We start from the raw sequence: 26,318 nt of genomic DNA, 5'->3' as shown, positions 1-26,318 counted from the left end.
CGCGGGCGGGCGTCGGCAAACACCGGCGTACGAGGGGTTCGGCGTCCGGGACCGTGCTGAACCGGCCATGATCGGGAAGGGGAAGGAGATGCCGGACGTATCAGGCCCCGTGATCAAGCTGGTGCGGCGGACCACCGAGCCCGTGGCGGCGCAGACCCTGCGCTCCACGACCGCCGCGGTGATCTCCTATGTGGTCGCCCTCGCCGTCCTCCCTCCCCAGCCCGCGCCGCTGACCGCCCCGCTCACCGCGCTGCTGGTGGTGCAGGTGACCCTCTACGCCACGCTCACCACCGGTATCCGCCGGGTGAACTCGGTGGTGGTGGGGGTGCTGATCGCCACCGGGTTCTCCACTCTGGTGGGCCTGAGCTGGTGGAGCCTGGGGCTGACGATCTTCGCCGCGCTGATCATCGGCCGGTTTGTGAAGGTCAGCGAGTTCGTCCCGGAGGTGGCGATCAGCGCCATGCTGGTGCTCGGGGTGTCCCAGGCGGCCACCCAGGCCTGGCACCGGGTGCTGGAGACCCTGATCGGGGCCGGGGTGGGCCTGCTGTTCAATCTGCTGTTCGCGCCGCCGGTGTGGGTGCAGACGGCGGGGGCGTCCATCGACGGGCTGGCGCGCGGGATGGGCCGGATGTTCCGGGAGATGGGCGGGGAGATCGGCGAGGGCCATATCTCCTTCCCGCACGCGGCGGCCCGGCTCCATGAGGCGCGGCGGCTGGACCACGACATCGTGGAGGTGGACGCCTCGCTGCGGCAGGCCGAGGACAGCCTGCGGTTCAACCCCCGGGTGCGGGAGGGGCTGCTGTCCCGGGTCGTGCTGCGCACCGGGCTGGACACCCTGGAGATCTGCGCCGTGGTGCTGCGGGTGCTGACCCGCTCGCTGACCGACCTGTCGAAGTTCCGCACCGAGGAGTCGCTGTTCGCCCCGGATGTGGCGGCCTCGCTGGAGGAACTGTTCGGAGAGATGGCCCTGGCGATCGAGTCCTTCGCCCAGCTGATCACCAGTCCGGTGTCGGACAGCGCGGAAGAGGCGGAGGACCTGCTCACCGGGGCGCTGGCGGCGAGCCGGGAGACCCGGGACCGGGTGGCGGACCTGCTCCTGGAGGACGTCCAGGAGCACCCCCGGCAGTGGCAGCTGCACGGGGCGCTGCTGGCCGAGATCGATCGCATCCTGGACGAGCTGGACATCGACAAGCGGACCGAGCGGCTCACCCAGGAGCTGGACCGCAACGCGGCCGAGCTGGGCGAGCGGCACCCGCGGCTGGCCGCGCTGCGCCGACGGCTGCGCGGCGCCGCGCGGGAGCGCCGTACCACCGTGGAGACCGGCTGAGCACGGGCGGGATGGGATCCTGGAGTGATGGACCCTGACACCGAGCCGGACGCCCTGTTCGGTCTGGCCGAGCTGCTGGACGACGGCGGCGCCCCGGCGGACACCCCCGGGGCCGGGACGCGACCGGCCGGCGCGGGGCTGCTGGACGTACGGGAGATCCACGCCGAGCCGGCGGCGGCGCTGTCCCCGCGCGGCCGGCAGGTCATCGCCCGCTTCCCCGGGGCCCGGTTGATCGAGGTCGGCTCGCACTGGAACATCCCGCACCTGCACGGCAACGAGGGCAACGCGGAGCGCTGGGTGCGGGTCAAGCGGCAGACGCTGGTGCTGGGGGTGCGCAAGTCGCTGACCGTACGGCCCAACGGGCGCTCGGCGGACTGGATCGCGCCGGGGGCGTCCAACGGCTGCGCGATGTCCTGCGCCTACTGCTATGTGCCCCGGCGCAAGGGGTACGCCAACCCGATCACCGTCTTCACCAACCTCGGGGACATCACCGGCGCCCTGGAGCGGCACATCGCCGCGCTGGGCCCCAAGGAGGAGCCCAACCAGTGCGACCCCCGGCGCTGGGTGTACGACATCGGGGAGAACGGCGACTGCTCGGTGGACGCGCTGATCAGCGACAACACCGCCGACCTGGTGCGCGCTTTCCGGGCCTGGCCGACGGCCATGGCCTCCTTCGCGACCAAGTACGTCAACCGGGACCTGCTCGACCTGGACCCGCGCGGGTCCACCCGGATCCGCTTCTCCCTGATGCCGCCCGGCGACTCGCGGCTGCTGGATGTGCGGACCAGCCCGGTGGCGGAGCGGATCGCCGCCGCCGGGGACTTCCTGGAGGCGGGGTACGAGGTCCACTTCAACCTCTCCCCCGTGGTGCTGCGCCCGGGGTGGGAGGCGGACTGGGCGGAGCTGCTGCGCCGGCTGGACGACGAGCTGCCCCCGGCGGTGAAGGCGCAGGCGGCGGCCGAGGTGATCATGCTGACGCACAACCGGGAGCTGCACGAGGTCAATCTGCGCTGGCACCCCAGGGCCGAGGACGCGCTGTGGCGCCCGGAGCTCCAGCAGGCCAAGCGCTCGGAGAACGGCGCGCTGAACGTCCGCTACCGCAACGAGGTGAAGCGGGCGGGCGTGGAGCGGCTGACGGAGCTGGTCGCGGCGCACGCGCCGTGGTTGCGGGTGCGGTACGCGTTCTGAGCGGGCCGCGCGTGCGGCGTGCCCCACGGTGCACCGCGGGGTCAGCCCGCGGCGTTGTCCACGCGCATCCGGACCTGGTCCTCCAGGCGCTCCAGGCTGTGGTCGAGCGAGCGGTTCACGGAGCTCTCCCCGGGGTCGTGGCTCTCGTCGAAGAAGGAGAGGTGCACGGTGACCTCGCTGGTGGCGCTGTCCAGCCCGGCGACCTGGAGCCAGCCCGCGTAGCTCCCCTGCTCGCGGGTGCCCCACTCCAGGCGCATCTGGTCCTTGTGGGCGCGCAGCAGGGCGGCGGTGTCCTCGTCGGTGCGGTCCTCGTGGACGGTGACGGCGGGCGGCTCCCCGGCCCGTACATGCAGCTCGCCGGGGAGCCAGGTGCCGAGCTGGTCGACGTTGGCGGCCTGGTCGAAGACGTGCTCGGGCAGGGCGGGCATGGTGCGGGTGCGCTCGTACTCCGTCATGGGATCGGCCCCTTCGCTCGCTCGGTCGTGGGGAGTGGCCGGTGACGAGTGCCCGCCGGGCGGGAAACGAAGCGGTGGCCGCGAGCGGAGCCCGGAAAGGGGAAAGCCCCGGCTGGACGGGGGAACCAGCCGGGGCAGTCTGTGGCGAACGGGGAGGTCCCACCGGATATCCCGGTATCTCCACCCGTTCGATGTATGAACAGTAAACCATCTGGCGGGATTCAGGCCACCTCGGGGGGTGCGGTTCCCGTCACACCGGCGAGGCGGGCGGCCGGGGGCCGGACGCCGGGCCCCGGGCGGCCGGACTCCCGCCGCCACCGGCCTGCTCGGCGGCGGCCTGGGCGGAGAGCGGGGTGGCGATGTCCTCCAGCGACCGCCCCTCGGCCGCGACCGCGAAGAACACCGCGACCAGTCCCCCGGCCACCATCAGCGCCGCTCCGATGCAGAAGGCGAGCACGGTGTCCCCGGGGTTCCCGCTCTCGGTCAGCTCGGAGAAGATCAGCGGACCGGAGATACCGCCGGCCGCGGTGCCCACCGCGTAGAAGAAGGCGATCGCCATCGCCCGGGTCTCCATCGGGAAGATCTCACTGACGGTCAGATAGGCGGAGCTGGCGCCCGCCGAGGCGAAGAAGAGCACCACGCACCAGCAGGCCGTCATGGTGGTCGCGGTCAGCCAGCCCTGGCCGAACATCCAGGCCGTGACGAAGAGCAGGGCGCCGGAGAGCAGATAGGTGCCGGCGATCATGGGGCGGCGGCCCCAGGTGTCGAAGAGCCGGCCGAGCAGCAGCGGGCCGAAGAAGTTGCCCAGCGCGATCACCGCGAAGAAGTAGCCGGTCGAGCCGGTGCCGACGTCGAAGAAGGTCACCAGGATGGCGCCGAACCCGAAGGTGATGGCGTTGTAGAGGAAGGCCTGCCCGATGAAGAGCGCCAGACCGAGCACGGCGCGCTGGGGGTAGGCGCGGAACAGCGTCTTGGCGATCGTGACGAAGCCGACGCTGTGCCGCTGCTTGATGGTGATGGCCTTTCCGGCCTCCGGCAGCGGTCGGCCGATCTCGCGTTCCACCTCCCGCTCCACGTCCCCGACGAGTTTCTCGGCCTCCTCCTCCTTCCCGTGGATGAACATCCAGCGGGGGCTCTCCGGCACATGCCGCCGCACCACCAGGATCACCAGGCCGAGGACGACACCCAGGGCGAAGGAGACCCGCCAGCCGATGTCGATGGGCAGGATGTCGGTGTTGAGCGCGACGACGGAGAGCAGCGCGCCGCCGACCGCGCCGAGCCAGTAGCTGCCGTTGATGATCAGGTCGACCCGGCCCCGGTACTTGCTGGGGATCAGCTCGTCGATGGCGGAGTTGATCGCCGCGTACTCACCGCCGATGCCGAAGCCGGTGAGGAAGCGGAAGAGGAAGAACCACCAGGTGGAGAAGGACAGCGCGGTCATCGCGGTGGCCGCCAGATAGACGGCCAGGGTGACCAGGAACAGCTTCTTGCGGCCGAACCTGTCGGTGAGCCAGCCGAAGAACAGCGCCCCGGTGCAGGCGCCGGCCACATACAGCGCGGCGGCCAGGCCGGTGACCTGGCCGCTGGAGATGTCCAGGCCGCTGCCCTCCTCGGACAGCCGACTGGCCATGTTGCCGACGATGGTGACCTCAAGCCCGTCCAGGATCCAGACGGTGCCCAGACCGATCACGATCATCCAGTGCCACCGCGACCACGGCAGCCGGTCCAATCTCGCGGGGACTTTCGTGGTGACGGTCCCGTCCACCGACTGGCCGAGCTCGCTCATGGTCACCTCCGGGGTGTAGTGGCGGGCGGCGGGTACCCGGCGGCGATTCCCGCGAAACGGGGCATGGGCCGGACGGCCGGGGTACCCGGCCCGCATGAACGACACGGTGCGGCCGCTGGCCGTGGTGACCGGAGCCTCCAGCGGGATCGGCCGCGAACTCGCCAAACAGTTCGCCGGGAACGGGTTCGACCTGGTGGTCTGCGCCGAGGACGCGGAACTGGACGGCGCGGCGGCGGAGCTGCGCGCCCTGGGGGCGCAGGTCACGGCGGTCCGGGCGGACCTCGCCGTCTACGACGGGGTGGAGCGGTTGTACGCCGCGATCGGCGCCACCCATCGCCCGGTCGCCGCAGCCGCGCTCAACGCGGGCGTCGGGCAGGGCGGTGCCTTCCTGGACCAGGAACTCGCCGACGCGGCCCGGGTCATCGACCTCAACATCACCTCGACCGTCCACCTGGCCCGGCGGCTGCTGCCGGACATGGTGGACGCCGACGAGGGCCGGGTGCTGATCACCTCGTCCATCGCCTCGACCATGCCGGGCTCGTTCCAGGCGGTCTACAACGCCTCCAAGTCCTTCCTGCAATCCTTCGCCCAGGCGCTCCAGGACGAGCTGAAGGACACCGGGGTCACCGTCACCTCGCTGATGCCGGGTCCGACCGAGACCGAGTTCTTCCACCGCGCCGGGATGGACGACACACCCGTCGGCAAGCAGCAGAAGGACGACGCCGCCCAGGTGGCGAAGGAGGGGTTCGAGGCGCTGATGCGCGGCCGGGACAAGGTGGTGGCCGGCTCGGTGAAGACCAAGGCCCAGGGGCTGGCCGCCAAGGTGCTGCCCGACCGGCTGAAGGCGGCCGGGCACCGGAGGATGGCCGAGCCGGACGAGGAGTGAGGAGGCCGGCGGCACGCTGCGGGGCGCGGGGTGGGGACACCGGCGTCCGGCCGTGGGGCTCGGGGTCAGAAGCTGCCGAAGCCGCCGCCGCTGAAGCCGCCGCCGTGACCGCCGCCGGAGTCACCGTGGCCCCCGCCGAAGTCACCGCCGACGCCGCCGTAGTCGCTCCCGGAGTGGCCGTGACCGCCGGGCCCGCGAGCCGTGCCGGAACGGGGGCGCTTGGGCGGCCGGGGCGGCACCTCGTGGGAGGAGCGCCAGCGGCGGCGGGTGACGGCGGCCCACCACTCCTCGAACGCCACCGAATCCCCGGCGGCCGAGCACTCCGTCACCACGCTCTCCCGGGTCGGCCGGTCCCAGCGCAGGACGGTGAGGCCCTCGTCGCCGAGCCCCAGCAGCGCCTTCTCCAGTTCGTAGACCGTCAGCGGCTCCGCCGACCGGCGGGTGGCCTCCGGCACCGGGGGCCCGGCGGGCAGATCACCGCGGTAGACCAGGACGGCCGCCCCGTCGCCGTCGACCGCCCAGCCCCACACCCGGCGGCTCGCCAGCTCGTGGCACCGGGCGTGCCGGGCGTGGGCGGCCGCGCGCAGCGCCTCCTGCTCGGCCCGCTCGGCCTCCCAGCGGCGGGTCTGCTCCTCGCGCTCCCGCCGCGCCTCCTCGGCACCCGCGACCAGACGGCGGCCGATCTCCTCGCGTACCGGCGCGTATCCCTCCTCGGCCTCCGCCAGGGCGGCGCGGAAGCGCTCCGCCGCCCGCTCCCTGCGGCGCCGCGCTCCCGGCAGGTGACGGACCGTCGGGCGGCGGGTGTACGACCGGTAGGTGTCCTCCGCGGCGTGTACCGCGCGTGAGAACCGCTCCCCCGCCGCCCGCCACTCGGCCTCCTCGGCCGGGGTCCCCCAGACGGCGTTCCAGCCCAGCATGCCGCTTCTGGAGTGCCCGACCGGGTGGTACGAGTAGCCGGTCCGCCCCAGCGGCTCCGGATAGCACGTCAGCTCGCCCACCTCGATGAGTACCCTCCGCTGCCCTTCGCCGGCCATGGGCGACCACCTCCCCGCGTGGAGCATCCCCCACGGCCCCGTGGTGGGAAACGGCGCCGGGTTCGGCCGGGGGCCGGAGGGTACCCGGCCACGCGCGGGGACGACGGTACGGACGGAGGTGCGGCGATGAGCGAGCCGGCGGACTTCTGGGGCTACTCGACCCCGTCGCAGGCCGAGGGCGAGCGGGAGCCGGAGGGCGGCGAGCACCCCGACGTGGACCGCTCGACACCCTCCCAGGCGGAGGGTGAGCGGACCGCCGACGAGGAGGCGGCACCTCCGCCCGGAGACGCGCCGCGGTAGTCGGGGCGGCCTCCGGCGACAGGCGTCCGGTGCCGCCGACCGGAGACGCGCCGCGGACGGCAGAGCGAGGTGCGGACCGCCCTGGCGAGCGCAGTACGCACGGTGCGCCGGGGCGGGGCCGGGGTGCTCCCTCCTGCGCCGTGTGCGCACTGACCGAGGTGGTGGACGGGCCTTCTGATCTGCCCGGCCGGTCCGCCGGAGGCGGCCGAGACCGCGGCGACCCGCCCCCGGCGGCCCTTCCTCGGCCCTGTGCGCCGGACGGGTGGGCATGCCCGGCGATCACGCGGGCACTCGCACACGGGAGCGGGTTGCCGAGGACCGCCGGGGAGATCACCGGCCGGGCGCCCGCTTCCCGTCTTGGAGGAGCTGTGGCCATCGATGCAGGTGAGGTCGGAGAGGAGCACGGGACTCCCGGGGCACCGGGAACCGTGCCGCACGCGGGCGGCGTACCGGGAGCCCGGCGGGGTCCGGGAGGTGCGCCGTGTGCGGTGTGAGCGGTGAGATCCGTTTCGACGGGGCCCGCCCGGACGTGGCGGCCGTGGAGCGGATGACGGACCGGCTGGCGGCGCGCGGGCCGGACGGCCGGGGCATCTGGTCGCAGGGTGCGGTGGCGCTGGGCCACCGCCGGCTGAAGATCATCGACCTGTCGGAGAGCGGCGCCCAGCCGATGACCGACGCGGCGGCCGGGCTGACCGGGGTCTTCAACGGCTGCGTCTACAACTACCGGGAGCTGCGCGAGGAACTGCGCGGGCTCGGGCACCGGTTCTTCTCCACCTCCGACACCGAGGTGGTGCTCAAGGCGTACCGCGAGTGGGGCACGGACTGCGTGGAGCGGTTCGCCGGGATGTTCGTCTTCGCCCTCGTGGAGCACGAGTCGGGGCGGCTGGTCCTGGGCCGGGACCGGCTCGGCATCAAGCCGCTGTACCTGTCGCAGGAGACCGGCCGACTGCGGTTCGCCTCCTCGCTGCCCGCGCTGCTGGCCGGCGGCGGGGTGGACACCTCGCTGGACCCGGTGGCGCTGCACCAGTATCTGAGCTGGCACGCCACGGTGGCCGCGCCGCGCACGGTACTCAACGGCGTCCGCAAGCTGCCGCCGGCGACCGTGCGGGTGGTCGAGCCGGACGGCACGCACCGCGACCACCGCTACTGGGGGCCTTCGTACACCCGCCGCCCGGAGCACGCCGGGATGGGCGCCGAGGAGTGGCGGGACGCGGTGCTGGACCGGCTGCGCACGGCGGTGCGGCGGCGGATGGTCGCCGATGTGCCGGTCGGGGTGCTGCTCTCCGGCGGCCTGGACTCCTCGCTGATCGTGGCGCTGCTCGCCGAGGAGGGGCAGCGGGACCTGGCGACCTTCAGCGTCGGCTTCGAGTCCGAGGGCGGTGAGGAGGGCGACGAGTTCGCCTACTCGGACCTGGTGGCCGAGCGGTTCGGCACCGACCACCACCAGCTGCTGGTCCCCTCCGACCGGGTCTCCACCGCGCTGGACGGGGCGGTCGCGGCGATGAGCGAGCCGATGGTCAGCCATGACGTGGTCGCCTTCCACCTGCTGTCCGAGCTGGTCTCCAAGGAGGTCAGCGTGGTGCAGAGCGGGCAGGGCGCCGACGAGGTGTTCGCCGGCTACCACTGGTACCCGGACCTGGCCGACGTCCCCCGCGCGGGGGAGCCGGAGCGGTACGCCGAGGTGTACTTCGACCGCTCGCACGCCGACCTGGCCCGGGTGCTGCGGCCGGAGCTGCTGCCGGAGCGGGACGTGGCGTCCGACTTCGTACGGGAGCACATGGCCGCACCGGGCGCCGAGACCGCGCTGGACGCGGCGCTGCGGCTGGACACCCACGTGATGCTGGTCGACGACCCGGTCAAGCGGGTGGACAACATGACCATGGACTGGGGTCTGGAGGCCCGGGTCCCATTCCTCGACCACGAGCTGGTCGAACTGGCGGCGGCCTGCCCGCCGGAGTTCAAGCTGGCCCAGGGCGGCAAGGGCGTGCTGAAGGACGCCGGGCGCAAGGTACTGCCGCGCGAGGTGGTGGACCGGCCCAAGGGCTACTTCCCGGTGCCGGCGATCCGCCATATGGCCGGGCCGGTGCTGGACCGGGTACGGGAGGCGCTGTCGGCGCCCGAGGCCCGGGCGCGCGGCGTGTTCCGCGAGGAGTACGTGGCCGAGTTGCTGTCCGCCCCCGACGATCACCGCACCCGGCGCGGGGCGAACGCCCTGTGGCAGGTGGCGCTCCTGGAGATATGGCTGCAGACACACGGGATCAGCTGACCTGGGCGGCCGCTCCGGCGGCCGTCCCGCTGGCGGACGCGCCCGGCGGACGCGACAACCCCCGTCCGCTCACCGCGCACGCCTGCTGGTATCCCTCGGCGGACCCGGCGGGCGAGCGGATCGCCTTCGTCTGCGACCGGACCGGGGTGCCCCAGCTGTGGACCGGCCCCGCGTCCGGCGATCGGGTACCCGATGGCTCGGACGGGCTGCGGCTGCTCGACGCCGGGCCCGATCCGGTGACCGAGGTGGCCTGGTCACCGGACGGCCGCTGGATCGCGTACACGGTGGCGCCCGGCGGCGGTGAGCTCACCCGGGTGCTCTGCGTCCGCCCGGACGGCACCGGCCGCCGGATCGTGGCGGGCGCCGAGCCGGACAGCTCGGCCTACCTCGGCTGCTGGGCGCCCGACGGCTCCGCGGTCGCCGTCACGGTGGCCCTGCCGCCGGGCGGGGCGGTCCGTCTGCTCTTCGACGCCGGCCGCCAGGACGGTCCGGGCTGGGCGGGGCTGGAGGGCCTGGCTCCGGATGGCGACCGGGACCCGTTCGCGGAGGGCGGGGCCGGGGGCGAGGGCGGCGACCCGTTCGCGGAGGACGGGGCCGGGGCCGGAATCGAGGACGGTGGGCGCGGCCGGGACCCGTTCGCGGAGGACGGGGTCGAGGGCGAGGGCGGCGGGCGGGACCGGCTGGGCGCCTATCTGGTCGATCCGGACGGCGTCCGCTCCCCCGAGCTGCTGGCCGCCGAGCGCGGCGCGGCCACGCTGCGGGTCTGCGACCTCAGCCGGGACGGCCGGTACGCGCTGGTGCGGCGCGGTCCGCGCGGGCGGCGGGAGGCGGTGGTGGTGCGCACCGCCGACCGGGGCGCCGGCTGTGTGCTGCGGGTGGCCGACGGCGACCCGTGGATCGGCCGGTTCTCCCCCGACGCCTCCACGCTGTGGCTGCGCAGCGACCATGAGCGGGAGTTCGCCGCCCTGCTGGCGGTCCGACTGGACGAGCAGGGCCGGTACGCCGGGTACTCGGTGGCCGCCGAGCGGGCGGACTGCGACCTGGAGCTGCTGGCCTTCGCCGGGGACGGCGGGACGGCGGTGCTGGCCTGGAACGTACGGGGGGTGAGCGAGCTGCGGCTGCTTCAGCCGCCCGCCGGGGGCGGCGGCGAGCAGGTCGCGGGCGGCGGCGGCCGGGAGGTGGAGCTGGCGCACGAGGTGGTGGTGCGGATCGCCGCGGCGGGGCCGGGTGGCGCGGTGCTGGCGCTCGCCGGGTCGCAGCGCCGGACCGGGGTGTGGTGGCTGCCGGGCGGCGCCGCGCCGCTACGCACGGCCTGGTCCTCGCGGGACGCGGATGCCGTGCCGCCGGGCTCGGCGCCCCCGGTGCGGCCGGTGGCGCAGAGCCCGGTGGCCCGGGACGGGCTGGTCCTGGGCGGCTGGTACTACCGGGCGCCGGGGCGGGACGGCGACCGTCCGGCGCCCTGTGTGGTCCATCTGCACGGCGGTCCGGAGGACCAGGAGCGGCCGGTGTTCTCCCCGCTCTACCACGAGCTGCTGGGCCGCGGCCTGGACGTCTTCGCGCCCGACGTACGCGGCTCCTCCGGGTACGGCCGGTCCTTCACCGACGCCGACCTGGGCACCGGGCGGTTCGCCGCCCTCTCGGACGTGGCGGACTGCGTGGCCCATGTGGTGCTGGCCAAACTGGCCGACCCGGCGCGGGTGGCGGTGATGGGGCACTCCTACGGCGGCTATCTGACGATGGCCTCGCTGGTCTGGCACCCGGAGCTGTTCCGGACCGGGGTGGCGGTGTGCGGGATGTCCGACCTGGAGACCTTCTTCGCCGGGACGGAGCCGTGGATCGCCGAGTCCGCCGCCCACAAGTACGGGCACCCCGAGCGGGACCGGGAGCTGCTGCGGTCGCTGTCGCCGATGAGCCGGGTGGACGCGCTGCGGGTGCCGCTGCTGGCGGTGCACGGCGAGCACGACACCAACGTCCCGCCGGGCGAGTCCGAGCAGTTCGTGCGCGCCGCCCGGGAGCGCGGGCACGCCGCCGAGCTGCTGGTCCTGCGCGAGGAGGGCCATGAGTTCCGCCGCGCCGACAACCGGCGGCGCTTCCGCCGGAGGGCGGGCGACTGGCTGGAGCGGCATCTGGGCTGAGGGAGCGGGGCCATTGGGGGCTGGGGGTAGGTCTCAGGCCCGGGTGCAGAGCGGGCCGGGGCTGCCTACAGTGACCGCACGGCCGCTTTCCGTATCGGAACCGGGGCGGCGGCCGTACGGTCAGCACCCGGTCCGCACCAGGAGGCGCCGACGATGCACCCCCCGCTCGCCTCGTACGCCGTCGTCGTCCCCACCATCGGGCGGCCCTGCCTCGCCGGCTGCCTCCGCGCGCTGGCGGACTGCTCGGGGCCGGAGCCCAGCCGGATCGTGCTGGTGGACGACCGCCCGGGTGCGCCGGGCGGCCCGCTGCCGCTCGCCGCGCTGGGCCCGCTGGCGGACCGGGCCATCGTGCTGCGCAGCGGGGGCCGGGGCCCGGCCGCCGCCCGCAACACCGGAACGAGGGTGGTCGAGGAGCCCTGGACCGTGCTCCTGGACGACGACGTACGGGTCACCGCGCACTGGCGCGAGCAGCTGGCCCGCGACCTGGCCGAGGCGGGCCCGGACACCGGCGGGGTGCAGGGCGTGCTGGAGGTGCCGCTGCCCGCCGGGCGGCCGCCCACCGACTGGGAGCGCAACACCGCCGGGCTGGCCGAGGCGCTGTGGGCGACCGCGGACATGGCGTACCGCACCGAGGCGCTGCGGGCGGTCGGCGGCTTCGACGAGCGGTTCCCGAGAGCCTTCCGGGAGGACGCCGATCTGGCGCTTCGGGTGGTGGACGCGGGCTGGCGGATCGTCCGCGGTGAGCGGCGCACCGAGCATCCGGTGCGGCCCGCGGACCGCTGGGTGTCGCTGCGGGTGCAGCGCGGCAACGCCGACGACGCGCTGATGGCCCGGCTGCACGGCCGGGACTGGTGGGAGCGGGCGGCGGCGCCGCGCGGCCGGATCCGGCGTCATGCGGCGCTCAGCGCGGTCGGCCTGGGCGCGCTGGTGCTGGCCGGCGCCGGGCGGCCGCGGGCCGCGCTGCTGGCCGCGGCGGTGTGGGCGCTGGGGACGGGCGAGTTCGCCCGGGCCAGGATCGCCCCGGGGCCGCGTACCGCCGATGAGGTGGCCACCATGCTGCTGACCAGCGCGCTGATCCCGGCCGCCGCCACCTGGCACCGGCTCAGCGGACGGTGGCGGCACCGGGCGGCGCCGGCCTGGGAGGGCACGTGGTGACCGGGACCGAGGGGCGGCTCCCGGTGCGGGCGGTGCTCTTCGACCGGGACGACACGCTGGTGGCGGACGTCCCCTACAACGGCGACCCGGCGCTGGTGCGGCCCATGCCGGGAGCGCGCGAGGCGGTGGCGCTGGTGCGCGCCCGGGGGCTGGGCTGCGGGGTGGTGTCCAACCAGTCCGGCATCGGCCGGGGGCTGCTCAGCCACGCCCGGGTACGGGCGGTGAACGCCCGGGTGGACGCGCTGCTGGGGCCGTTCGGCGCCTGGGTGTACTGCCCGCACTCCCCCGAGGACGGCTGCGGCTGCCGCAAGCCGGCACCCGGACTGGTGGTGGAGGCGGCCCGCCGACTGGGGGTGCCGACCGGGGCGTGCGTGGTGATCGGCGACATCGGGGCGGACATGGCGGCGGCCCGGGCGGCGGGGGCGCGGGCCGTGCTGGTGCCGACCGCGCGGACCCTCCCGGAGGAGGTGGCCGCGGCGCCGGCGGTCTGCCCGGACCTGATGGAGGCGGTACGGCTCGCGCTGTCCTACGCCGAGGCGTGGGCTCATCCGGAGTCGGCGGCGGCGTACGCGGAGGGGCGGACCCGGCCGTGAGGGTGCTGGTGGTCCGGCTGGACAGCTTCGGCGATGTGCTGCTCGCCGGGCCCGCGGTGCGTGCCGCCGCGCACCGGGCGGAGAGGGTGACGCTGCTCTGCGGGCCGCTGGGCGCGCCGGCCGCCCGGCTGCTGCCGGGGGTGGACGAGGTGCTGGTGTGGGAGGCCCCCTGGGTGGGCTTCGACCCGCCCGCGGTCGACCGCGCGGAGGTGGACCGGCTGGTGGACCGGCTCGCGGCGGCCCGGCTGGACGCGGCCCTGGTGCTCACCTCCTTCCACCAGAGCCCACTGCCCGCCGCCCTGCTGCTGCGGATGGCCGGGGTGCCGCATATCGCCGCGGACAGTGTGGACGCGCCCGGGGCGCTGCTGGACGTCCGTCATCAGCGGGCCCCGCACGCCCACGAGGCGAAGGCGGGGCTCGACCTGGCCGAGGCGGCCGGGTTCCCGCGCCCACCGGGTGACGACGGCCGGCTGCGGGTCCGGCACGCCGCCGGGGCACCGGAGCTGACCGGCCCCGGCCCCTATGTCGTGGTCCACCCCGGGGCGAGTGTCCCGGCCCGCCGCTGGAGTCCGGAGCGGTCCGCCCAGGCGGTACGGCTGCTGGCCGGGGCCGGGCACCGGGTGGTGGTCACCGGCGGGCCCGGGGAGCGGGAGACCACCGCGCTGGTGGCGGGCCGGGACGGGTTCGACCTGGGCGGCCGCACCGGGCCGCCCGAGCTGGCCGCGGTCCTCGCCGGGGCGGGCGCGGTGGTCACCGGCAACACCGGCCCCGCCCATCTGGCGGCCGCCGTCGGCACCCCGGTGGTCTCGCTGTTCTCCCCCGTGGTCCCCGCCGAGCGCTGGGGCCCCTACGGCGTGCCGCACGTGCTGCTCGGCGACCAGGCGGCGCCGTGCGCCGGCACCCGCGCCCGCCAGTGCCCGGTGCCCGGGCACCCCTGCCTGGACGGGGTGACGGCCGAGGACGTCGTCGCGGCGGTGGAGAAGCTGCTCGGAGCCGGGCGGTGAGGGGGCGGCCTGCGGCCGCGAGGAGTGGGGCGGTGGCCGAGACCGGTGGGCGGCCTGCGGCCGGAAGTGACGGGGCACGGGCCGCCGGGGCCATGACCGTCGGGGGCGAGCGGGCACCGGGGGCGCGGGGGGCGCCGGACGGGGGTGGGTTGGCGGGGGCGGGCGGGGGGCCGGGTGGGGGTGGGGTGCCGGGTGCGGGCCGGGCGGATGGCTCGGTGGGAGGGACGGGTGCGGGGTGGGCTGGGACGACTGTTTCGGTGGGAGGGACGGGTGCGGGCGGTGCGGGGCGGTCTCGGGTGCTGGTGTTGCGGGCGCTGGGGTTGGGCGATCTGCTGGCCGGGGTGCCCGCGTTGCGGGGACTGCGGCGGGGCTTCCCGGGGTGGGAGATCGTGCTGGCCGGGCCCGAGGCGCTGGCCGGACCGGTGGCGGCGAGCGGCGCGGTGGACCGGCTGCTACCCGCCTCGGCGCCCGGGCGGGCGGTGCCGACCCGGTTGGACTGGACCGGTCCCCCACCCGAGCTGGCGGTGGATCTGCACGGCAGCGGCCCCTCCAGTCATCTGCTGCTCGCCCGGCTGCGACCCCGCCGGCTGTGGGCGTTCGCCCATCCGGGCACCCCGGGGATCACCGGCCCGGTGTGGCGGGACGGCGAGCACGAGCGGGAGCGCTGGTGCCGGCTGCTGGGCTTCCACGGGGTCGCCGCCGACCCCGGCGATCTGCGGCTGGCCCCGCCGCCCGGGCCGTCGCCCGCCCCCGGGGCCGTCGTGCTGCACCCCGGCGCCGACGCCGGCTCCCGGCGGTGGCCCGCCCAGCGGTACGCGGCCGTCGCCGGTGAGCTGCTGCGGCGCGGCCACCGGGTGGCGCTGACCGGCGGGCCCGGTGAGGACGGGCTGCTGGCCCGTGTGGTGTCCGCGCTGCCCCCCGGGCCGCGTCCCCTGGTGTACGCGGGCGGGCTGCCGTACCCGGAACTGGCCGCGCTGTTCGCAGGGGCGGCGGCCGTGGTGAGCGGCGACACGGGGATCGCGCATCTGGCGGTGGCCCATGGCACCCCGTCGGTGACCCTGTTCGGGCCGGTCTCGCCGCGCCGCTGGGGGCCGCCGCCGGGGACCCGGCATATCGCTCTGTGGCGACCGGGCCCGGCCGGGGAACCGCCCGGCGACCCGCACGGGCAGGAGCCGGACCCGCGGCTGCTGCGCCTCCATCCCGAGGACGTACTGAAGGCGCTGGACGAGCACCCGGAGGTGGCGCGCCCGTGATCGGTCGGCCTGATGACGCCCCGAGCCTGCCCGACCGGCGCACCACCGTCGTGGTGCTCACCCACAACCACCGGGACGCGCTGCTGCGCACCCTGAGCCTGCTCACCGCGCTGCCCGGGCGGCCACCGGTCGCCGTGGTGGACAACGCCTCGACGGACGGCGGGCGGCTACCACCCGGCGCTGTTCGTCGGCGGCGAGGAGACCCTGCTCGCCTACGGCCTGGCGGCCCGGGGCTGGGGGGTGTGCCACACCCCTGAGGTGGTGGCGGTGCACGCGCCCTCCGACGGCGGGGAGCGGGCCGGGCGCCGCGCGGTGACGCGGCGCAACACGGTGCTCCCCACCTGGCTGCGCCGCCCGCTGCGCAGGGTCGTGCCGCCCGCGGTGGAGGCCCGGCTCGGCGCGCTCGCCGAGCCCCAGCCCACGTCCGCGGCCCGACGCTACGTGGGGTGACGGTCGGGGGCCGGATCCGGTCGTCGTTCGGGTGGGTTGCGCGCGGGTTTCCGGCGCATTCCGTATCGGTTCGGAAGGACGTCGGGGGGTACCCGCACCTCATGATCACCATCGGGGTCGAGGAAGAGTACCTGCTGCTCGATCCGGCGACCTGCCTCCCCGTACCGCTCGCCGACGAAGTGCGGGCGGACGCCGGCCTGGAACCCATCGTCGGCGCCTCCGAAGTGCAGTCCGAGCTCCTCCAGGCCCAGGTCGAGGTCGCCACCCCGGTCTGCACCGACCTGGAGGAGGTCGGCGGCCATCTGCTACGGCTCCGCCATGCGCTGGGCGCGGCCGCCGAACGCAACGGCTGCCGGATCGCCGCCTGCGCCACCGCGCCCTTCCGTGAGCCCGCGCCGGTGCCGGTCACCCCCAAGGCGCGCTATCTGGCCATGCGCTCCCAGGCCCCGCAACTGGTGGCGGAACAGCTGGTCAACGGCATGCACGTACACGCGGCGGTGCCGGACCGGGAAATGGGCGTGGCGGTATTGAGCCGCATCCGGGTGTGGCTGCCGGTACTGGTCGCCATGTCGTCCAACTCACCGCTCTGGGACGGCAAGGACACCGGGTTCGCCAGCTGGCGCACGGTCGTCTTCGGCCGCTGGCCGGTGAGCGGCCCGCCCCCCGCGTTCGCCTCGCTGGCCGACCACGAGCGCCGGGTCCGCAACCTGCTGGACACCGGGATCATCACCGACACCGGGCAGCTCTACTGGCAGGCCAGGCTCTCCGACAAGTACCCGACGGTCGAGGTGCGCTGCGCCGACGTACAGCTGCGAGCCGACAGCGCGGTGATGTTCGCCGGGCTGGTGCGGGCGCTGATCGCCACCGCGATCCGTGAGGAGAAGGCGGGCGCGCGGGTGCCCGAGTGCACACCTGAGCTACTCCAGGCGGCCAACTGGCACGCGGCCCGGCACGGACTGAGCGGGCAGCTGATCGACCCCGGTGGTACGGCCCGCCAGTCGGGGGACGTGCTGGCGATGCTGCTCGGTCATCTGATGCCCGCGCTGGAGGAGTCGGGGGACGCCCGGGAGGTGTCGGCGCTGGTGCACCGGCTGCTCCAGCAGGGGACGTCGGCCGACCAGCAGAGCCGGGTGCTGGCCGAGGGCGGGCGCGAGGCGCTGGCGGAACTGCTGACGGGCGAGACGGTGGCGCCGTAGCGGTCTGCGCACGCTGCTCGGCGGTGTCCGGGCCTGCCCGCTGCCCGGTGGGTCCTCCCCCAAGGACTTCGTCCAGGGGCAGAGGCCACCGGCCCCGGACCGGTCAGCGGCGGCGCAAGCCGCCCACCTCATAGGCCGGTGACCTTGGCGGCGGCTGAGACCTCGTGGACCAGGGTGAGTGTGCGGTGGCCGCCCGGGGGGAGGGTGACGGCCCAGTGGGCGATGCCTTCGGGGTCGACGGCGTCCGGCACGGGGGCGCAGGCCTCTTCGCGGAGGCGGGTCTCCACGGAGGCGTGCTCGGAGACCGGGACCCGTTCCCGGACCACGATGACGCGGTCGTCGTCCTCGCCGGGCGCGGAGAACCGGGAGAGGTGGAGGCGGACCGTGCGGGTGATCACGGTGCGCTGGGTGAGCCCGGAGGTGCCGCGGGCCTCCTCGACCTGGCGGATCACCCGGTAGTCGTCGCGGCTGCCGAAGGACAGCTCGACGGGGGCGCCGGCGGCGGTGAAGTCCAGGGTGGCACGGCCCGTGTATCCGCCGCCGAGGATCAGGTCCACGGGGCCGGCGAGCAGCGCGTGGCCGGAGCGGTTCTCGGAGCGGGCCACCCGGGTGACCACCGGGGACAGCTCGGGGGCGCAGATGAGGTCGAGGCGGGCGGGGGCGGTGGACGTGGTGAGCGGGACGCTGTGGGCGCGGCCGTCGGCGGGGATCGAGACGGGGGCGGTGGGGCGCAGGATCCGGGTCTCGCCGCCGTCGTCTACGGAGGGCAGGCCGAGGACGGGAGTGGGCCCGAGGGTCGCGGTGTCCTCCTCGCGGAGTTCGACGTCGACGGTGCGGCGCTCGGCGGCGGGGCGGTCCTGGAGGGTGAGGCGGTCCTCGTGGAGGCGCGGGGGTTCGGTGGCCGAGGCGGAGCGGGCGGTGGAGAGGGTGAGCTGGACGCCGGACCAGTCCTCGCCGGTGCGCTGCCAGACCATGGCGTCGGTGTCGAGGGTGAGCCGGTCTCCGTGGAGGGTGGCTCGGTAGGCGGGGCGCCAGAGGGCGCAGGGGGTGAGGTGAGTGAGGCGGAGGCGGGCCGGGCCGGTGGCGGCGGATTCCACGGTGAGCTCGACGTGGGCGGTGAGTTCGAGAGGCTCGTTCTCGGCGAGGCGCAGGGCCTGGCGGGCCTCGTCGAGTTCGGTGTCGAGGGTGGTGAGGCGGGCCCGTACGGTGCGGAGCTGTTCGGCGGAGGTGTCGCGTTGGGCATCGAGGCGGTCCAGTTCGCGGGCCCAGCGGTCCGGATCGGCCTCGCCGGAGCCGGCGCCTTCGGCGATGTCACGGAGGAGGTCGGTGGAGAGTCGGCCGAGCAGGTCGAGACGGGCGGCCAGGCGGTCGCGTTGGTGGTGGAGGGCGGTGCGGTCCTGCTTGAGGGTATGGATGCGGTGGCGGAGGAGGGAGTCGGCCGGGGCGGGGGACGGTGCGCGGGGGGTCCAGGTGCGGAGGATGCGGGTGTCGAGGACCTGGACGGGGTGGTCGGCGGTGAGTTCGGCGTGCAGGCTGCGGTCGACGGCGAGGGGGCTGATCGGGCCGAGGCGCAGGCGCTGGACGCCGGGGGTCAGGTCGAGCGGGGTGGTGCGCTCGATGTGGGCGCGGTCCTCCAGGCAGGTGACGGCGGTGACGGGGAGGGGGGTCGGCTGCTCGGGGGACATGGTCAGCTCCTGCGGTTGCCGCCGGTGAGGGCCTTGCCGGCCGGGATGCGGATCTCGTAGCCGCCGTCGAGGGCGGTGGTGGCGCCGGGGGGCAGGTCGAGGCGCCAGAGGCGGGTGCCGGGGGCGTGGTGGTCGGGGCCGGTGGCTTCGGGGGGTGTGATCCAGTCGGCGTGTTCCTCGATGCGGATGTCCGGGTCGGTGGTGACCGGTACGCGTTCGTGGATCTCGACGGTGACGGGGCGGGGGAAGCGGTTGGCCAGTTCGACGTGGACGCGGTGGTCGAGCACGGTGACGTTGTTGCGCAGACCGGTGGTGGACTCGCGCAGGGTGGTGCGGCGGACGACCTTGATGTCCTCGGCCGGGCCGAGGCCGAGGCGGCGGACGGCGCCGGGGGCGAGGGTGGGGAGGGCCGCGGTGAGCAGGTGGTCGTCGTCGACGGTGACCTCGACCGGTCCGGCGAGCAGGGCCTGGGCGGTGGCGTTGGAGAGCAGCAGGGTGGCGTAGACGGCCGGTTCGGCGGAGGGCGCGGTGAGGTACTCGGTGCGCAGGCCGACGGGGACGGTGGTGAGGGTGACGGTGTGCCAGGTGCCGTCGGAGGGGATGTCGGCGCGGGCGGCGGCATCGAAGCAGTGGTCGAAGGAGCCGGCCGACTCCCGGGGGCGTACCGCGTGTCCGGGCAGGGGCAGGGCGGTCACCGCCTCGGCGCGGCGGCGGTACTCGTCGGCCACCGGGTCGGCGGTGGCGGGGAAGAGGCGGCCCCGGCGGTCGCCCGGTTCCTGCGGGCCGCTCAGGACGAGGGAGGTGTAGTCGAGTTCGGGGGTGGTGGGGTGGGGCGGGGTGGAAGGCGGGGGTGGTAGAGCCGGTGCGGGTGGGGGTGGGGTGAAGGCGGAGAGTGGGGGTGCGCCGGGGGGCATGGCCATGGCCGGGGCGGCGCTCCGGGCGCGGGGGGCGCCGGGGCGGGTGGGGGCGGCGCCGGCGAAGGGAGGTGGCGGAGGTGCGGTCGGGGGGCCGCCGTAGGCCGCGGGGGCGGGGGTGGGCGCGGCACCGCCCACCGCTTCGGCGGGCGGGGTGGGGCGGGGGCCGGCGGCTTCGTAGCCGGTGAAGAGGTCGGTGAGGCCGGTCGGGGGTTCGCGCCAGCCGGAGGGGGCGGGCGGGGGCTGGCGGCGGCCGATGCGCAGGGAGCGGAGCGTGGGCAGGTCGGTGCGGCGCCGGAGGTCGGCGGTGGCCAGGGAGAGGCGTACGCCGGTCCAGTCCTCGCCGGTCCGCTGGGCGACCGAGGCGCGCATCAGGAGTCGGCCGCCGCCGTCGCCCTGGCGGTAGGAGAGGCGGTAGGCGGGGACCCAGACGGCGCCCGGGACGCCGTACTCCAGTTCCAGTTCCGCCTCGGTGGCCTGGGTGTCGAGGGTGAGCAGCGCGGAGACCTCGGTGCGCAGGTGGGCGGAGGGGGTGGCGGTGGAGGCGCGTTCCAGGCGGTCGACGGCTGTCTCGTAGCGGTGCTCGGCCTCGCGGTACTCCCGCTCCAGGGTGGTGAGGCGGGTGTGCAGGGCGGTCAGTCGCTCCTCGGTGAAGTCGGCGAGGGCCAGCCAGGCGTCGACCGGGGTGCGGCGGTGGGGTTCGTCGCGCTTCTTGGCGGGCGGGGTGGGGCGGAGGGCGGAGACCTCGTCGATCAGGCCGCGTTGCCGGTCCCGGCGTTCTTCGGCGGCACGGTAGGCGTCGTGCAAGCGCTCGGTCTCGTGGCGCAGGGCGTCGGCAGGGTCGGCGGCGGTCTCGGTGGGCTCGGCCTGGATCTCGATGCGGGCCTCGGTGACGCGGGTCCCGTCGGGGGTAAGGGCCCGGACGCGCAGTGAGCCGGGGTCCAGGGCGCGGGGCAGCCCGGTCACCCGGACCCGGCCGTCGGGCGGGACGGTGCCCCGGGCCCGTCGGCGGCAGAGGGCGCCCTGGGCGTACACGGTGACCGCGTCGAGGGTCGAATACCAGCTGACGGCCTGTGTGGTGGTCATGTCGACGCCCCCCGTGGTGTCCATGGTGGGCGCAGCCTACGGGGTTCGGTGGGTTGGGCCGCACGGAGGGTCACCACACCAACGGCGTACACCACCGCGCCGCCCGTCCCCGTTCGGACCAGCCTGGGGGCAGACCGCAGGGGCACTGGTCCGTCGTCCGGGATCGCCGGCTCGGCGCACCGCGTCGGCGCCCGGCCCCGCGTACGTCAGGAGATCCGCATGGACACCGCTTCAGCCTCGGCGGCGGAACACCGCTGGGAACATGTCGTCGTGACCGGTGGCGCCGGCTTCGTCGGTTCGCATCTGTGCGCCACGCTGCTGGCCTCGGGGGCGGCCGTCACCTGTGTGGACGACTTCAGCACCGGGCGGCGGGAGAACATATCCGCGCTGCTGGAGCGGCCCGGGTTCGTGTTGGTGGAGGCGAACGTCTCGGAGCCGTTCTCGGTGGGGCGGCGGCCGGATCTGGTGCTGCACTTCGCCTCGCCCGCCTCGCCGGCGGACTATCTGCGGCTGCCGCTGCACACGTTGGAGGCCGGCAGTTCGGGCACCCGGCGCGCGCTGGAGCTGGCGCATGAGAGCGAGGCCCGGTTCCTGCTGGCGTCGACCTCGGAGGTGTACGGGGACCCGCAGCAGCATCCGCAGAACGAGCGGTACTGGGGCAACGTCAACCCGGTGGGGCCGCGCAGTGTGTACGACGAGGCCAAGCGGTTCGGGGAGGCGCTGACCACGGCGGAGGCGGAGGCGCACGGCACCGACGCGGGGATCGTGCGGCTGTTCAACACCTACGGTCCGGGGATGCGCGGCCATGACGGGCGGGCGGTGCCCACCTTCGTACGGCAGGCGCTGGCCGGTGAGCCGCTGACGGTCACCGGGGACGGCAACCAGACCCGTTCGCTCTGCTATATCGACGACACCGTGGGGGGTGTGCTGAGGGCGGCCGCGGCGCGGCTGCGGGGGCCGGTGAACATCGGCAACCCGGATGAGCTGACCATGCTGGAGCTGGCGCGGCTGGTGATCGGGCTGACCGGTTCGGCGTCGGACATCCGCTTCATCGACCGGCCGGTGGACGACCCGGCGGTGCGCTGCCCGGACATCACCCTGGCGCGGGACAAGCTCCAGTGGGAGCCCCGGGTGAGCGCCGAGGAGGGGCTGCGGCGCACCATCGCCTGGTTCCGCGAGCACCCCGAGGGCCGCTGAGCCCGACCCCGTACTCCCCCATCCGCCGTCAGGCACCCGCCGTCGGGCACCCGCCGTCAGGCATTCGCCGAAAGGCCAGGGACTTATGCGCATCCTCGGAATCAACGCCCTCTTCCACGACCCCGCCGCCGCGCTGGTGATCGACGGGCACACGGTGGCCGCCGCCGAGGAGGAACGTTTCTCCAGGCGGAAGCACGGCAAGCGCCCGGTGCCGTTCTCGGCCTGGGAGCTGCCCGAGCAGGCGGCGGCCTGGTGTCTGCGGCGGGCCGGGCTGCGGCCCCAGGACCTGGACGCGGTCGCCTACTCCTTCGACCCGGAGCTGGCGCGTCCGGCCGGGGAGCTGGGACTGGACGACCCCTGGGACCATCTGCGGCAGGAGTACGCGCGCCAGGCGCCGGACTTCCTGCGCACCGCGCTGCCGGGGCTGGACCCGGGGATCGTGCGGTTCGTGCCGCACCATATGGCGCACGCCGCCTCGGGCGCGTTCGCCGCCGAGGGCGCGGACACCTCCTCCGTCCTGGTGCTGGACGGGCGCGGTGAGTGCGCCTCGCATCTGGCGGCGCGCCGGGTGCACAGCCGGCTGGAGCCGCTGTACGCGCAGGAGCTGCCGCACTCGCTGGGCCTGGTGTACGAGGAGCTGACCGAGCATCTGGGGTTCCTGCGCTCCTCGGACGAGTTCAAGGTGATGGCGCTGGCCTCGCACGGGCGGCCCCGGATGCTGGCCGAGCTGCGGAGGTATGTGCATCCGACCGGGGACGGCGGCTTCCGGGCGGCCGGGGTGCCGTGGGCGGAGTTCTGCGCGCGGCGGGGGCCGGAGGAGGCCTGGACCCAGGACCACGCGGATGTCGCGGCCAGCGCCCAGGCGGTGCTGGAGGAGACCCTGCTCGACCTGGTGCGCTGGCTGCACGGCCAGACCCATGACCGGCTGCTGACCATGGCGGGCGGGGTGGCCCTGAACTGCGTGGCCAACGCCCGGATCGCGGCCGAGGGGCCGTTTCACCGGGTGTGGGTGCAGCCCGCGGCCGGGGACGCCGGGACGGCGCTGGGCGGGGCGCTGCTGCTGGCGGCGCGGGAGGGCGACGAGCCGGAGCCGATGCCGGGCGCGGACCTGGGCCGGGACTGGACCGACGCGGAGCTGGGGGCCTGGCTGAAGACGGCGGCGGTGCCGTTCGACCGGCCGCCGGACATCGCGGCCACGGTCGCCGAGACCCTGGCGGACAACGGCATCGTCGCCTGGTTCCAGGGGCGTTCGGAGTTCGGGCCGAGGGCGCTGGGGCACCGCTCGCTGCTGGCGCACCCGGGCCACGCGGGCAATCTGGAGCGGCTGAACGACGTCAAGGGGCGGGAGCAGTTCCGGCCGGTGGCGCCGATGGTGCTGGCCGAGCGGGCCGGTGAGCTGTTCACCGGGCAGATCCCCTCGCCGTACATGCTCTTCACGCACGGGGTGGCCGACGGGTGCCGGGAGCGGATCCCGGCGGTGGTCCATGTGGACGGCACCGCCCGGATCCAGACCGTGGACGCGCGCACCGAGCCGCTGGTGGCGCGGATGCTCACCGAGTTCGAGCGGCGCACCGGGCTGCCGGTGGTGGTGAACACCAGCCTCAACACGGCCGGCCGGCCGATGGTGGACGACCCCCGGGACGCGCTGGAGTGCTTCGGCTCCTCGCCGGTGGACCTGCTGGCCATCGGCCCGTACGCGGTGCGGCGCGGGGACTTCTTCCGCTCCGACGACACCGACGACGCCTCACGGCGCCGGGGGGTGTGAGCCGTGGACATCCTGCTCTGGCATGTGCACGGGTCGTGGACCACGGCCTTCGTCCAGGGGCCGCACCGGTATCTGGTGCCGGTGACCCCGGAGCGCTGCCCGGACGGGCTGGGCCGGGCCCGGACCTTCGCCTGGCCGGACTCGGTACGGGAGGTGCCCCCCGAGGAGCTGCGGGACGCACCCGTGGACCTGGTGGTCCTCCAGCGGCCGCACGAGCTGGAGCTGGCCCAGCGGTGGCTGGGCGGGCGGCGGCCCGGGCGGGACGTGCCGGCGGTGTACCTGGAGCACAACGCGCCCGACGGGGACGTGCCGGAGACCCGGCACCCCTGCGCGGACCGCTCCGATCTGACGCTGGTGCATGTCACCCACTTCAACCGGCTGTTCTGGGACTGCGGGACGACCCGCACCGAGGTCGTCGAGCACGGCATCGTGGATCCCGGGCACCGCTACACCGGGACCGTGGAGCGGGCCGCGGTGGTGGTCAACGAGCCGGTGCGGCGCGGCCGTTACACCGGTACGGATCTGCTGCCCGTGCTGAGCGAGGCGGCGCCGCTGGATGTGTTCGGGATGCGGACCGAGGGGCTGGCCGCGCATCTGGGGCTCGGCGAGGACCGGGTGCGGACCGCCGACCTGCCGCAGCGGGAGCTGCACGGGGCGATGGCCGAGCGGCGGCTGTATCTGCACCCGGTGCGCTGGACCTCGCTGGGCCTCTCCTTGTTGGAGGCGATGCACCTGGGCATGCCGGTGGTGGCGCTGGCCACCACGGAGGCGGTGGAGGCGGTGCCGGCCGGTGCCGGGACGCTCTCCACCCGGCCCGAGGTGCTGGCCCGGGCGGCGCGCCGGTATCTGCACGAGCCGGAGGCGGCCGCCCAGGACGGCGCCCGGGCCCGGCAGGCGGCACTCGAACGGTACGGACTCAAGCGCTTCCTGGCCGACTGGGAGCGTGTGATGACGGAGGTGTGCTCATGACCTCGCTCGAACCGGCTTCCGCGGCCCGCCCGTTCGGGGCGGCCACGCTGGGGCGGCCCCCGGTCGGCGGCCCGGGCGGGCGAAGGCTGCGGCTCGCCCTGGTCTCCGAGCACGCCAGCCCGCTCGCGGCGCTCGGCGGGGTGGACGCGGGCGGTCAGAACGTGCACGTGGCCCGGCTGGCGAGCGCGCTCGCCGACCGGGGCCACCAGGTGGCCGTCTACACCCGCCGGGACTCCCCCGACCTGCCGGAACGGGTGGCGCTGCGTCCCGGGGTGGAGGTCCGCCATGTGCCGGCCGGGCCCGCCGAGCCGGTGCCCAAGGACGAACTGCTGCCGCATATGGTGGAGTTCGGCGACTGGCTGGCCCGGCAGTGGCGGGAGCGCCCGCCGGACCTGGTCCACTCGCACTACTGGATGTCCGGGGTCGCCTGCCTGCGCGCGGTGCGGGCCACCGGACTGCCGCTGGTGCACACGTACCACGCGCTCGGCGCCGTGAAGCGGCGCCACCAGGGCGAGGCGGACACCAGCCCGCCGGAGCGGGTGGAGCGCGAGCGGGAGGTGGGGCTCGGCTGCGACCGGATCGTGGCCACCTGCCATGACGAGGTGTTCGAACTGACCATGATGCGGCTGCCGGTGGAGAAGACCGGGGTCGTGCCGTGCGGGGTGGACACCGAGCAGTTCCGCCCGGACGGTCCCTCCGCGCCGCGCACCGGGGGCCTGCCGCACCGGCTGGTGCAGCTCGGCCGGCTGGTGCCCCGTAAGGGCGCCGGGGTCTCGCTGGCCGCCCTGGGCCGGCTGCCGGACACCGAGCTGCTGATCGTCGGCGGCCCGCCCGCCGACCGGGTGGAGGCCGATCCGGAGGTCCGCCGGCTGCGGGAGGCGGCCCGGCTCGCCGGGGTGACAGACCGGGTCCGCTTCACCGGGGGCGTGGCCCCCGACGCGGTGGCGCCGCTGCTGCGCAGCGCGGATGTGGTGCTCTGCCCGGCGGACTACGAGCCGTTCGGCATCGTCCCGCTGGAGGCGATGGCCTGCGGGCGGCCGGTGGTGGCCAGCGCGGTCGGCGGCCAGCTGGACACGGTGGCCGATCCGGCGACCGGCCGGCTGGTGCCGCCGCGCGATCCAGAGGCACTGGCCGCGGCGGTCGCCGCGCTGCTGGCCGACCCGGCGCGGCGGGCCGCGTGCGGGGCGGCGGGCCGGCGGCGGGTGCTCAGCCGCTACGGCTGGGGGCGGGTGGCGGCGGCCACCGAGCGGGAGTACGCCGCAGTGCTGGCGGCCCGTCCCGCGGTCACCGGGGTCACCGGGGTCACCGGGGCGGCGTGAGCCCCGGGCCCCGATCCCGTCCGACGGCCGCTCCCGCCGGACGCCGGCTTCCCGCCAGAGGTGGATTCCCGTCCGACGCCCGCTTCCCGTCCGACGCCGACTTTCCGTCGGAGGCCGACCTCCTGTCGGAGGCCGACTCCCCGTCCGACGCCGACTCCCCGTCCGACGCCGACTTCCCGCCCGACGCCGACTTCCCGCCCGACGCCGACCTCCCGCCGGGGGCCGGCTCCCCGCCCGACGCCGACTTCCTGCCGGAGGCCGACCTCTCGTCGGAGGCCGACTTCCCGTCGGAGGCCGACCTCCCGCCGGAGGCCGGCTCCCCGCCCGACGCCAGCTTCCCGCCGGAGGCCGACTT

At 75.4% G+C, this 26,318-nt stretch carries 21 protein-coding genes and 1 pseudogene; 17 read left to right on the top strand and 5 right to left on the bottom strand.

Annotated elements, in window-relative coordinates; all coding sequences use genetic code 11:
• Positions 1-88 precede the first annotated feature (88 nt).
• Positions 89-1,327: an aromatic acid exporter family protein gene (locus tag ABZ945_RS17425; protein WP_361269826.1), complete on the top strand. Its 1,239-nt coding sequence runs from the start codon at positions 89-91 to the stop codon at positions 1,325-1,327.
• A 27-nt stretch (positions 1,328-1,354) separates the two neighbouring features.
• The gene (locus ABZ945_RS17420; RefSeq protein WP_361269823.1) at positions 1,355-2,515 is read left to right on the top strand and encodes a spore photoproduct lyase family protein; all 1,161 of its coding nucleotides are present in this window, start codon (positions 1,355-1,357) and stop codon (positions 2,513-2,515) included.
• A 41-nt stretch (positions 2,516-2,556) separates the two neighbouring features.
• Here ABZ945_RS17420 and ABZ945_RS17415 read toward each other — a convergent pair whose 3' ends face one another.
• Together ABZ945_RS17415 and ABZ945_RS17410 are read right to left on the bottom strand one after the other, a co-directional pair.
• Positions 2,557-2,970 (bottom strand): SRPBCC family protein, encoded by a 414-nt coding sequence (locus tag ABZ945_RS17415; RefSeq protein ID WP_361269821.1) that lies wholly within the window; start codon positions 2,968-2,970, stop codon positions 2,557-2,559.
• Between the two features lie 250 nt (positions 2,971-3,220).
• On the bottom strand, positions 3,221-4,756 hold the full coding sequence (locus ABZ945_RS17410) for an MFS transporter (RefSeq protein WP_361269901.1): 1,536 nt from the start codon (positions 4,754-4,756) through the stop codon (positions 3,221-3,223).
• A 94-nt stretch (positions 4,757-4,850) separates the two neighbouring features.
• Here ABZ945_RS17410 and ABZ945_RS17405 point away from each other — a divergent pair, with 94 nt between their 5' ends.
• Positions 4,851-5,642: an SDR family NAD(P)-dependent oxidoreductase gene (locus ABZ945_RS17405; protein ID WP_361269818.1), complete on the top strand. Its 792-nt coding sequence runs from the start codon at positions 4,851-4,853 to the stop codon at positions 5,640-5,642.
• Positions 5,643-5,707: 65 nt separating this feature from the next.
• Here ABZ945_RS17405 and ABZ945_RS17400 read toward each other — a convergent pair whose 3' ends face one another.
• Positions 5,708-6,676 carry a hypothetical protein gene (locus ABZ945_RS17400; RefSeq protein ID WP_361269816.1) on the bottom strand — a complete coding sequence of 323 codons (969 nt, stop codon included), beginning with the start codon at positions 6,674-6,676 and terminating at the stop codon, positions 5,708-5,710.
• A 126-nt stretch (positions 6,677-6,802) separates the two neighbouring features.
• Here ABZ945_RS17400 and ABZ945_RS17395 point away from each other — a divergent pair, with 126 nt between their 5' ends.
• From ABZ945_RS17395 to ABZ945_RS17350, 10 genes and pseudogenes are all read left to right on the top strand, one after another.
• Positions 6,803-6,976 carry a hypothetical protein gene (locus ABZ945_RS17395; RefSeq protein ID WP_361269813.1) on the top strand — a complete coding sequence of 58 codons (174 nt, stop codon included), beginning with the start codon at positions 6,803-6,805 and terminating at the stop codon, positions 6,974-6,976.
• Positions 6,977-7,457: 481 nt separating this feature from the next.
• Positions 7,458-9,242, top strand: a complete 1,785-nt coding sequence (locus ABZ945_RS17390; RefSeq protein ID WP_361269810.1) for an N-acetylglutaminylglutamine amidotransferase — start codon at positions 7,458-7,460, stop codon at positions 9,240-9,242.
• A complete protein-coding gene (locus ABZ945_RS17385; protein ID WP_361269807.1) occupies positions 9,215-11,377 on the top strand; it encodes an alpha/beta fold hydrolase in 2,163 nt (720 codons plus the stop codon). The genes ABZ945_RS17390 and ABZ945_RS17385 overlap by 28 nt, the downstream gene beginning before the upstream one ends.
• Before the next feature lie 153 nt (positions 11,378-11,530).
• Positions 11,531-12,532: a glycosyltransferase gene (locus tag ABZ945_RS17380; RefSeq protein WP_361269804.1), complete on the top strand. Its 1,002-nt coding sequence runs from the start codon at positions 11,531-11,533 to the stop codon at positions 12,530-12,532.
• Entirely contained in the window at positions 12,529-13,125 is a 597-nt protein-coding gene (locus ABZ945_RS17375) for an HAD family hydrolase (protein WP_361269802.1), read from the top strand. Before ABZ945_RS17380 ends, ABZ945_RS17375 begins: the two co-directional genes overlap by 4 nt.
• Positions 13,122-14,129 carry a glycosyltransferase family 9 protein gene (locus ABZ945_RS17370; protein WP_361269799.1) on the top strand — a complete coding sequence of 336 codons (1,008 nt, stop codon included), beginning with the start codon at positions 13,122-13,124 and terminating at the stop codon, positions 14,127-14,129. The genes ABZ945_RS17375 and ABZ945_RS17370 overlap by 4 nt, the downstream gene beginning before the upstream one ends.
• Positions 14,130-14,221: 92 nt before the next feature.
• Positions 14,222-15,382 (top strand): glycosyltransferase family 9 protein, encoded by a 1,161-nt coding sequence (locus ABZ945_RS17365; RefSeq protein ID WP_361269898.1) that lies wholly within the window; start codon positions 14,222-14,224, stop codon positions 15,380-15,382.
• Positions 15,379-15,639 (top strand): hypothetical protein, encoded by a 261-nt coding sequence (locus ABZ945_RS17360; protein ID WP_361269797.1) that lies wholly within the window; start codon positions 15,379-15,381, stop codon positions 15,637-15,639. Before ABZ945_RS17365 ends, ABZ945_RS17360 begins: the two co-directional genes overlap by 4 nt.
• Positions 15,542-15,742, top strand: a pseudogene (locus ABZ945_RS17355) (glycosyltransferase family 2 protein); the annotation flags it as partial. The gene ABZ945_RS17360 and the pseudogene ABZ945_RS17355, both read left to right, overlap by 98 nt.
• Positions 15,743-15,933: 191 nt before the next feature.
• On the top strand, positions 15,934-17,028 hold the full coding sequence (locus ABZ945_RS17350; protein WP_361269795.1) for a glutamate--cysteine ligase: 1,095 nt from the start codon (positions 15,934-15,936) through the stop codon (positions 17,026-17,028).
• 128 nt (positions 17,029-17,156) lie between these two features.
• Here the strand turns inward: ABZ945_RS17350 and ABZ945_RS17345 are convergent, their stop codons facing one another.
• Positions 17,157-18,713, bottom strand: coding sequence for a mucoidy inhibitor MuiA family protein (locus tag ABZ945_RS17345; RefSeq protein WP_361269792.1), 1,557 nt, complete (start codon positions 18,711-18,713; stop codon positions 17,157-17,159).
• Positions 18,714-18,715: 2 nt separating this feature from the next.
• Entirely contained in the window at positions 18,716-20,713 is a 1,998-nt protein-coding gene (locus ABZ945_RS17340) for a DUF4139 domain-containing protein (RefSeq protein WP_361269789.1), read from the bottom strand.
• A gap of 219 nt (positions 20,714-20,932) precedes the next feature.
• On the opposite strand from ABZ945_RS17340, the gene ABZ945_RS17335 reads away from it, so the two are divergent.
• The 4 genes from ABZ945_RS17335 (at position 20,933) to ABZ945_RS17320 (ending at position 25,963) form a co-directional block, all read left to right on the top strand.
• Positions 20,933-21,910, top strand: coding sequence for an NAD-dependent epimerase/dehydratase family protein (locus tag ABZ945_RS17335; protein WP_361269787.1), 978 nt, complete (start codon positions 20,933-20,935; stop codon positions 21,908-21,910).
• An 85-nt stretch (positions 21,911-21,995) separates the two neighbouring features.
• Positions 21,996-23,675: a carbamoyltransferase C-terminal domain-containing protein gene (locus tag ABZ945_RS17330; protein WP_361269785.1), complete on the top strand. Its 1,680-nt coding sequence runs from the start codon at positions 21,996-21,998 to the stop codon at positions 23,673-23,675.
• Between the two features lie 3 nt (positions 23,676-23,678).
• A complete protein-coding gene (locus ABZ945_RS17325; protein ID WP_361269782.1) occupies positions 23,679-24,644 on the top strand; it encodes a glycosyltransferase in 966 nt (321 codons plus the stop codon).
• Complete coding sequence (locus ABZ945_RS17320; RefSeq protein ID WP_361269780.1) at positions 24,641-25,963, top strand: glycosyltransferase; 1,323 nt, start codon at positions 24,641-24,643, stop codon at positions 25,961-25,963. Before ABZ945_RS17325 ends, ABZ945_RS17320 begins: the two co-directional genes overlap by 4 nt.
• Positions 25,964-26,318 lie beyond the last annotated feature (355 nt).

The organism is Streptomyces sp. NPDC046887, from assembly GCF_040644755.1.
GTDB lineage: Bacteria > Actinomycetota > Actinomycetes > Streptomycetales > Streptomycetaceae > Streptomyces > Streptomyces lichenis.
The sequence above is the reverse complement of the archived record's forward strand: the minus strand, read 5'-3'. Positions and strand labels throughout refer to the sequence as shown.

Bases quoted from the DNA above. Each gene is read 5' to 3' on its own strand.
- ABZ945_RS17425 (WP_361269826.1), top strand. From the start codon at position 89: ATGCCGGACGTATCAGGCCCCGTGATCAAGCTGGTGCGGCGGACCACC.
- ABZ945_RS17420 (WP_361269823.1), top strand. From the start codon at position 1,355: ATGGACCCTGACACCGAGCCGGACGCCCTGTTCGGTCTGGCCGAGCTG.
- ABZ945_RS17415 (WP_361269821.1), bottom strand. From the start codon at position 2,970: ATGACGGAGTACGAGCGCACCCGCACCATGCCCGCCCTGCCCGAGCAC.
- ABZ945_RS17410 (WP_361269901.1), bottom strand. From the start codon at position 4,756: ATGAGCGAGCTCGGCCAGTCGGTGGACGGGACCGTCACCACGAAAGTC.
- ABZ945_RS17405 (WP_361269818.1), top strand. From the start codon at position 4,851: ATGAACGACACGGTGCGGCCGCTGGCCGTGGTGACCGGAGCCTCCAGC.
- ABZ945_RS17400 (WP_361269816.1), bottom strand. From the start codon at position 6,676: ATGGCCGGCGAAGGGCAGCGGAGGGTACTCATCGAGGTGGGCGAGCTG.
- ABZ945_RS17395 (WP_361269813.1), top strand. From the start codon at position 6,803: ATGAGCGAGCCGGCGGACTTCTGGGGCTACTCGACCCCGTCGCAGGCC.
- ABZ945_RS17385 (WP_361269807.1), top strand. From the start codon at position 9,215: ATGGCTGCAGACACACGGGATCAGCTGACCTGGGCGGCCGCTCCGGCG.
- ABZ945_RS17380 (WP_361269804.1), top strand. From the start codon at position 11,531: ATGCACCCCCCGCTCGCCTCGTACGCCGTCGTCGTCCCCACCATCGGG.
- ABZ945_RS17365 (WP_361269898.1), top strand. From the start codon at position 14,222: ATGACCGTCGGGGGCGAGCGGGCACCGGGGGCGCGGGGGGCGCCGGAC.
- ABZ945_RS17350 (WP_361269795.1), top strand. From the start codon at position 15,934: ATGATCACCATCGGGGTCGAGGAAGAGTACCTGCTGCTCGATCCGGCG.
- ABZ945_RS17345 (WP_361269792.1), bottom strand. From the start codon at position 18,713: ATGTCCCCCGAGCAGCCGACCCCCCTCCCCGTCACCGCCGTCACCTGC.
- ABZ945_RS17340 (WP_361269789.1), bottom strand. From the start codon at position 20,713: ATGACCACCACACAGGCCGTCAGCTGGTATTCGACCCTCGACGCGGTC.
- ABZ945_RS17335 (WP_361269787.1), top strand. From the start codon at position 20,933: ATGGACACCGCTTCAGCCTCGGCGGCGGAACACCGCTGGGAACATGTC.
- ABZ945_RS17330 (WP_361269785.1), top strand. From the start codon at position 21,996: ATGCGCATCCTCGGAATCAACGCCCTCTTCCACGACCCCGCCGCCGCG.
- ABZ945_RS17320 (WP_361269780.1), top strand. From the start codon at position 24,641: ATGACCTCGCTCGAACCGGCTTCCGCGGCCCGCCCGTTCGGGGCGGCC.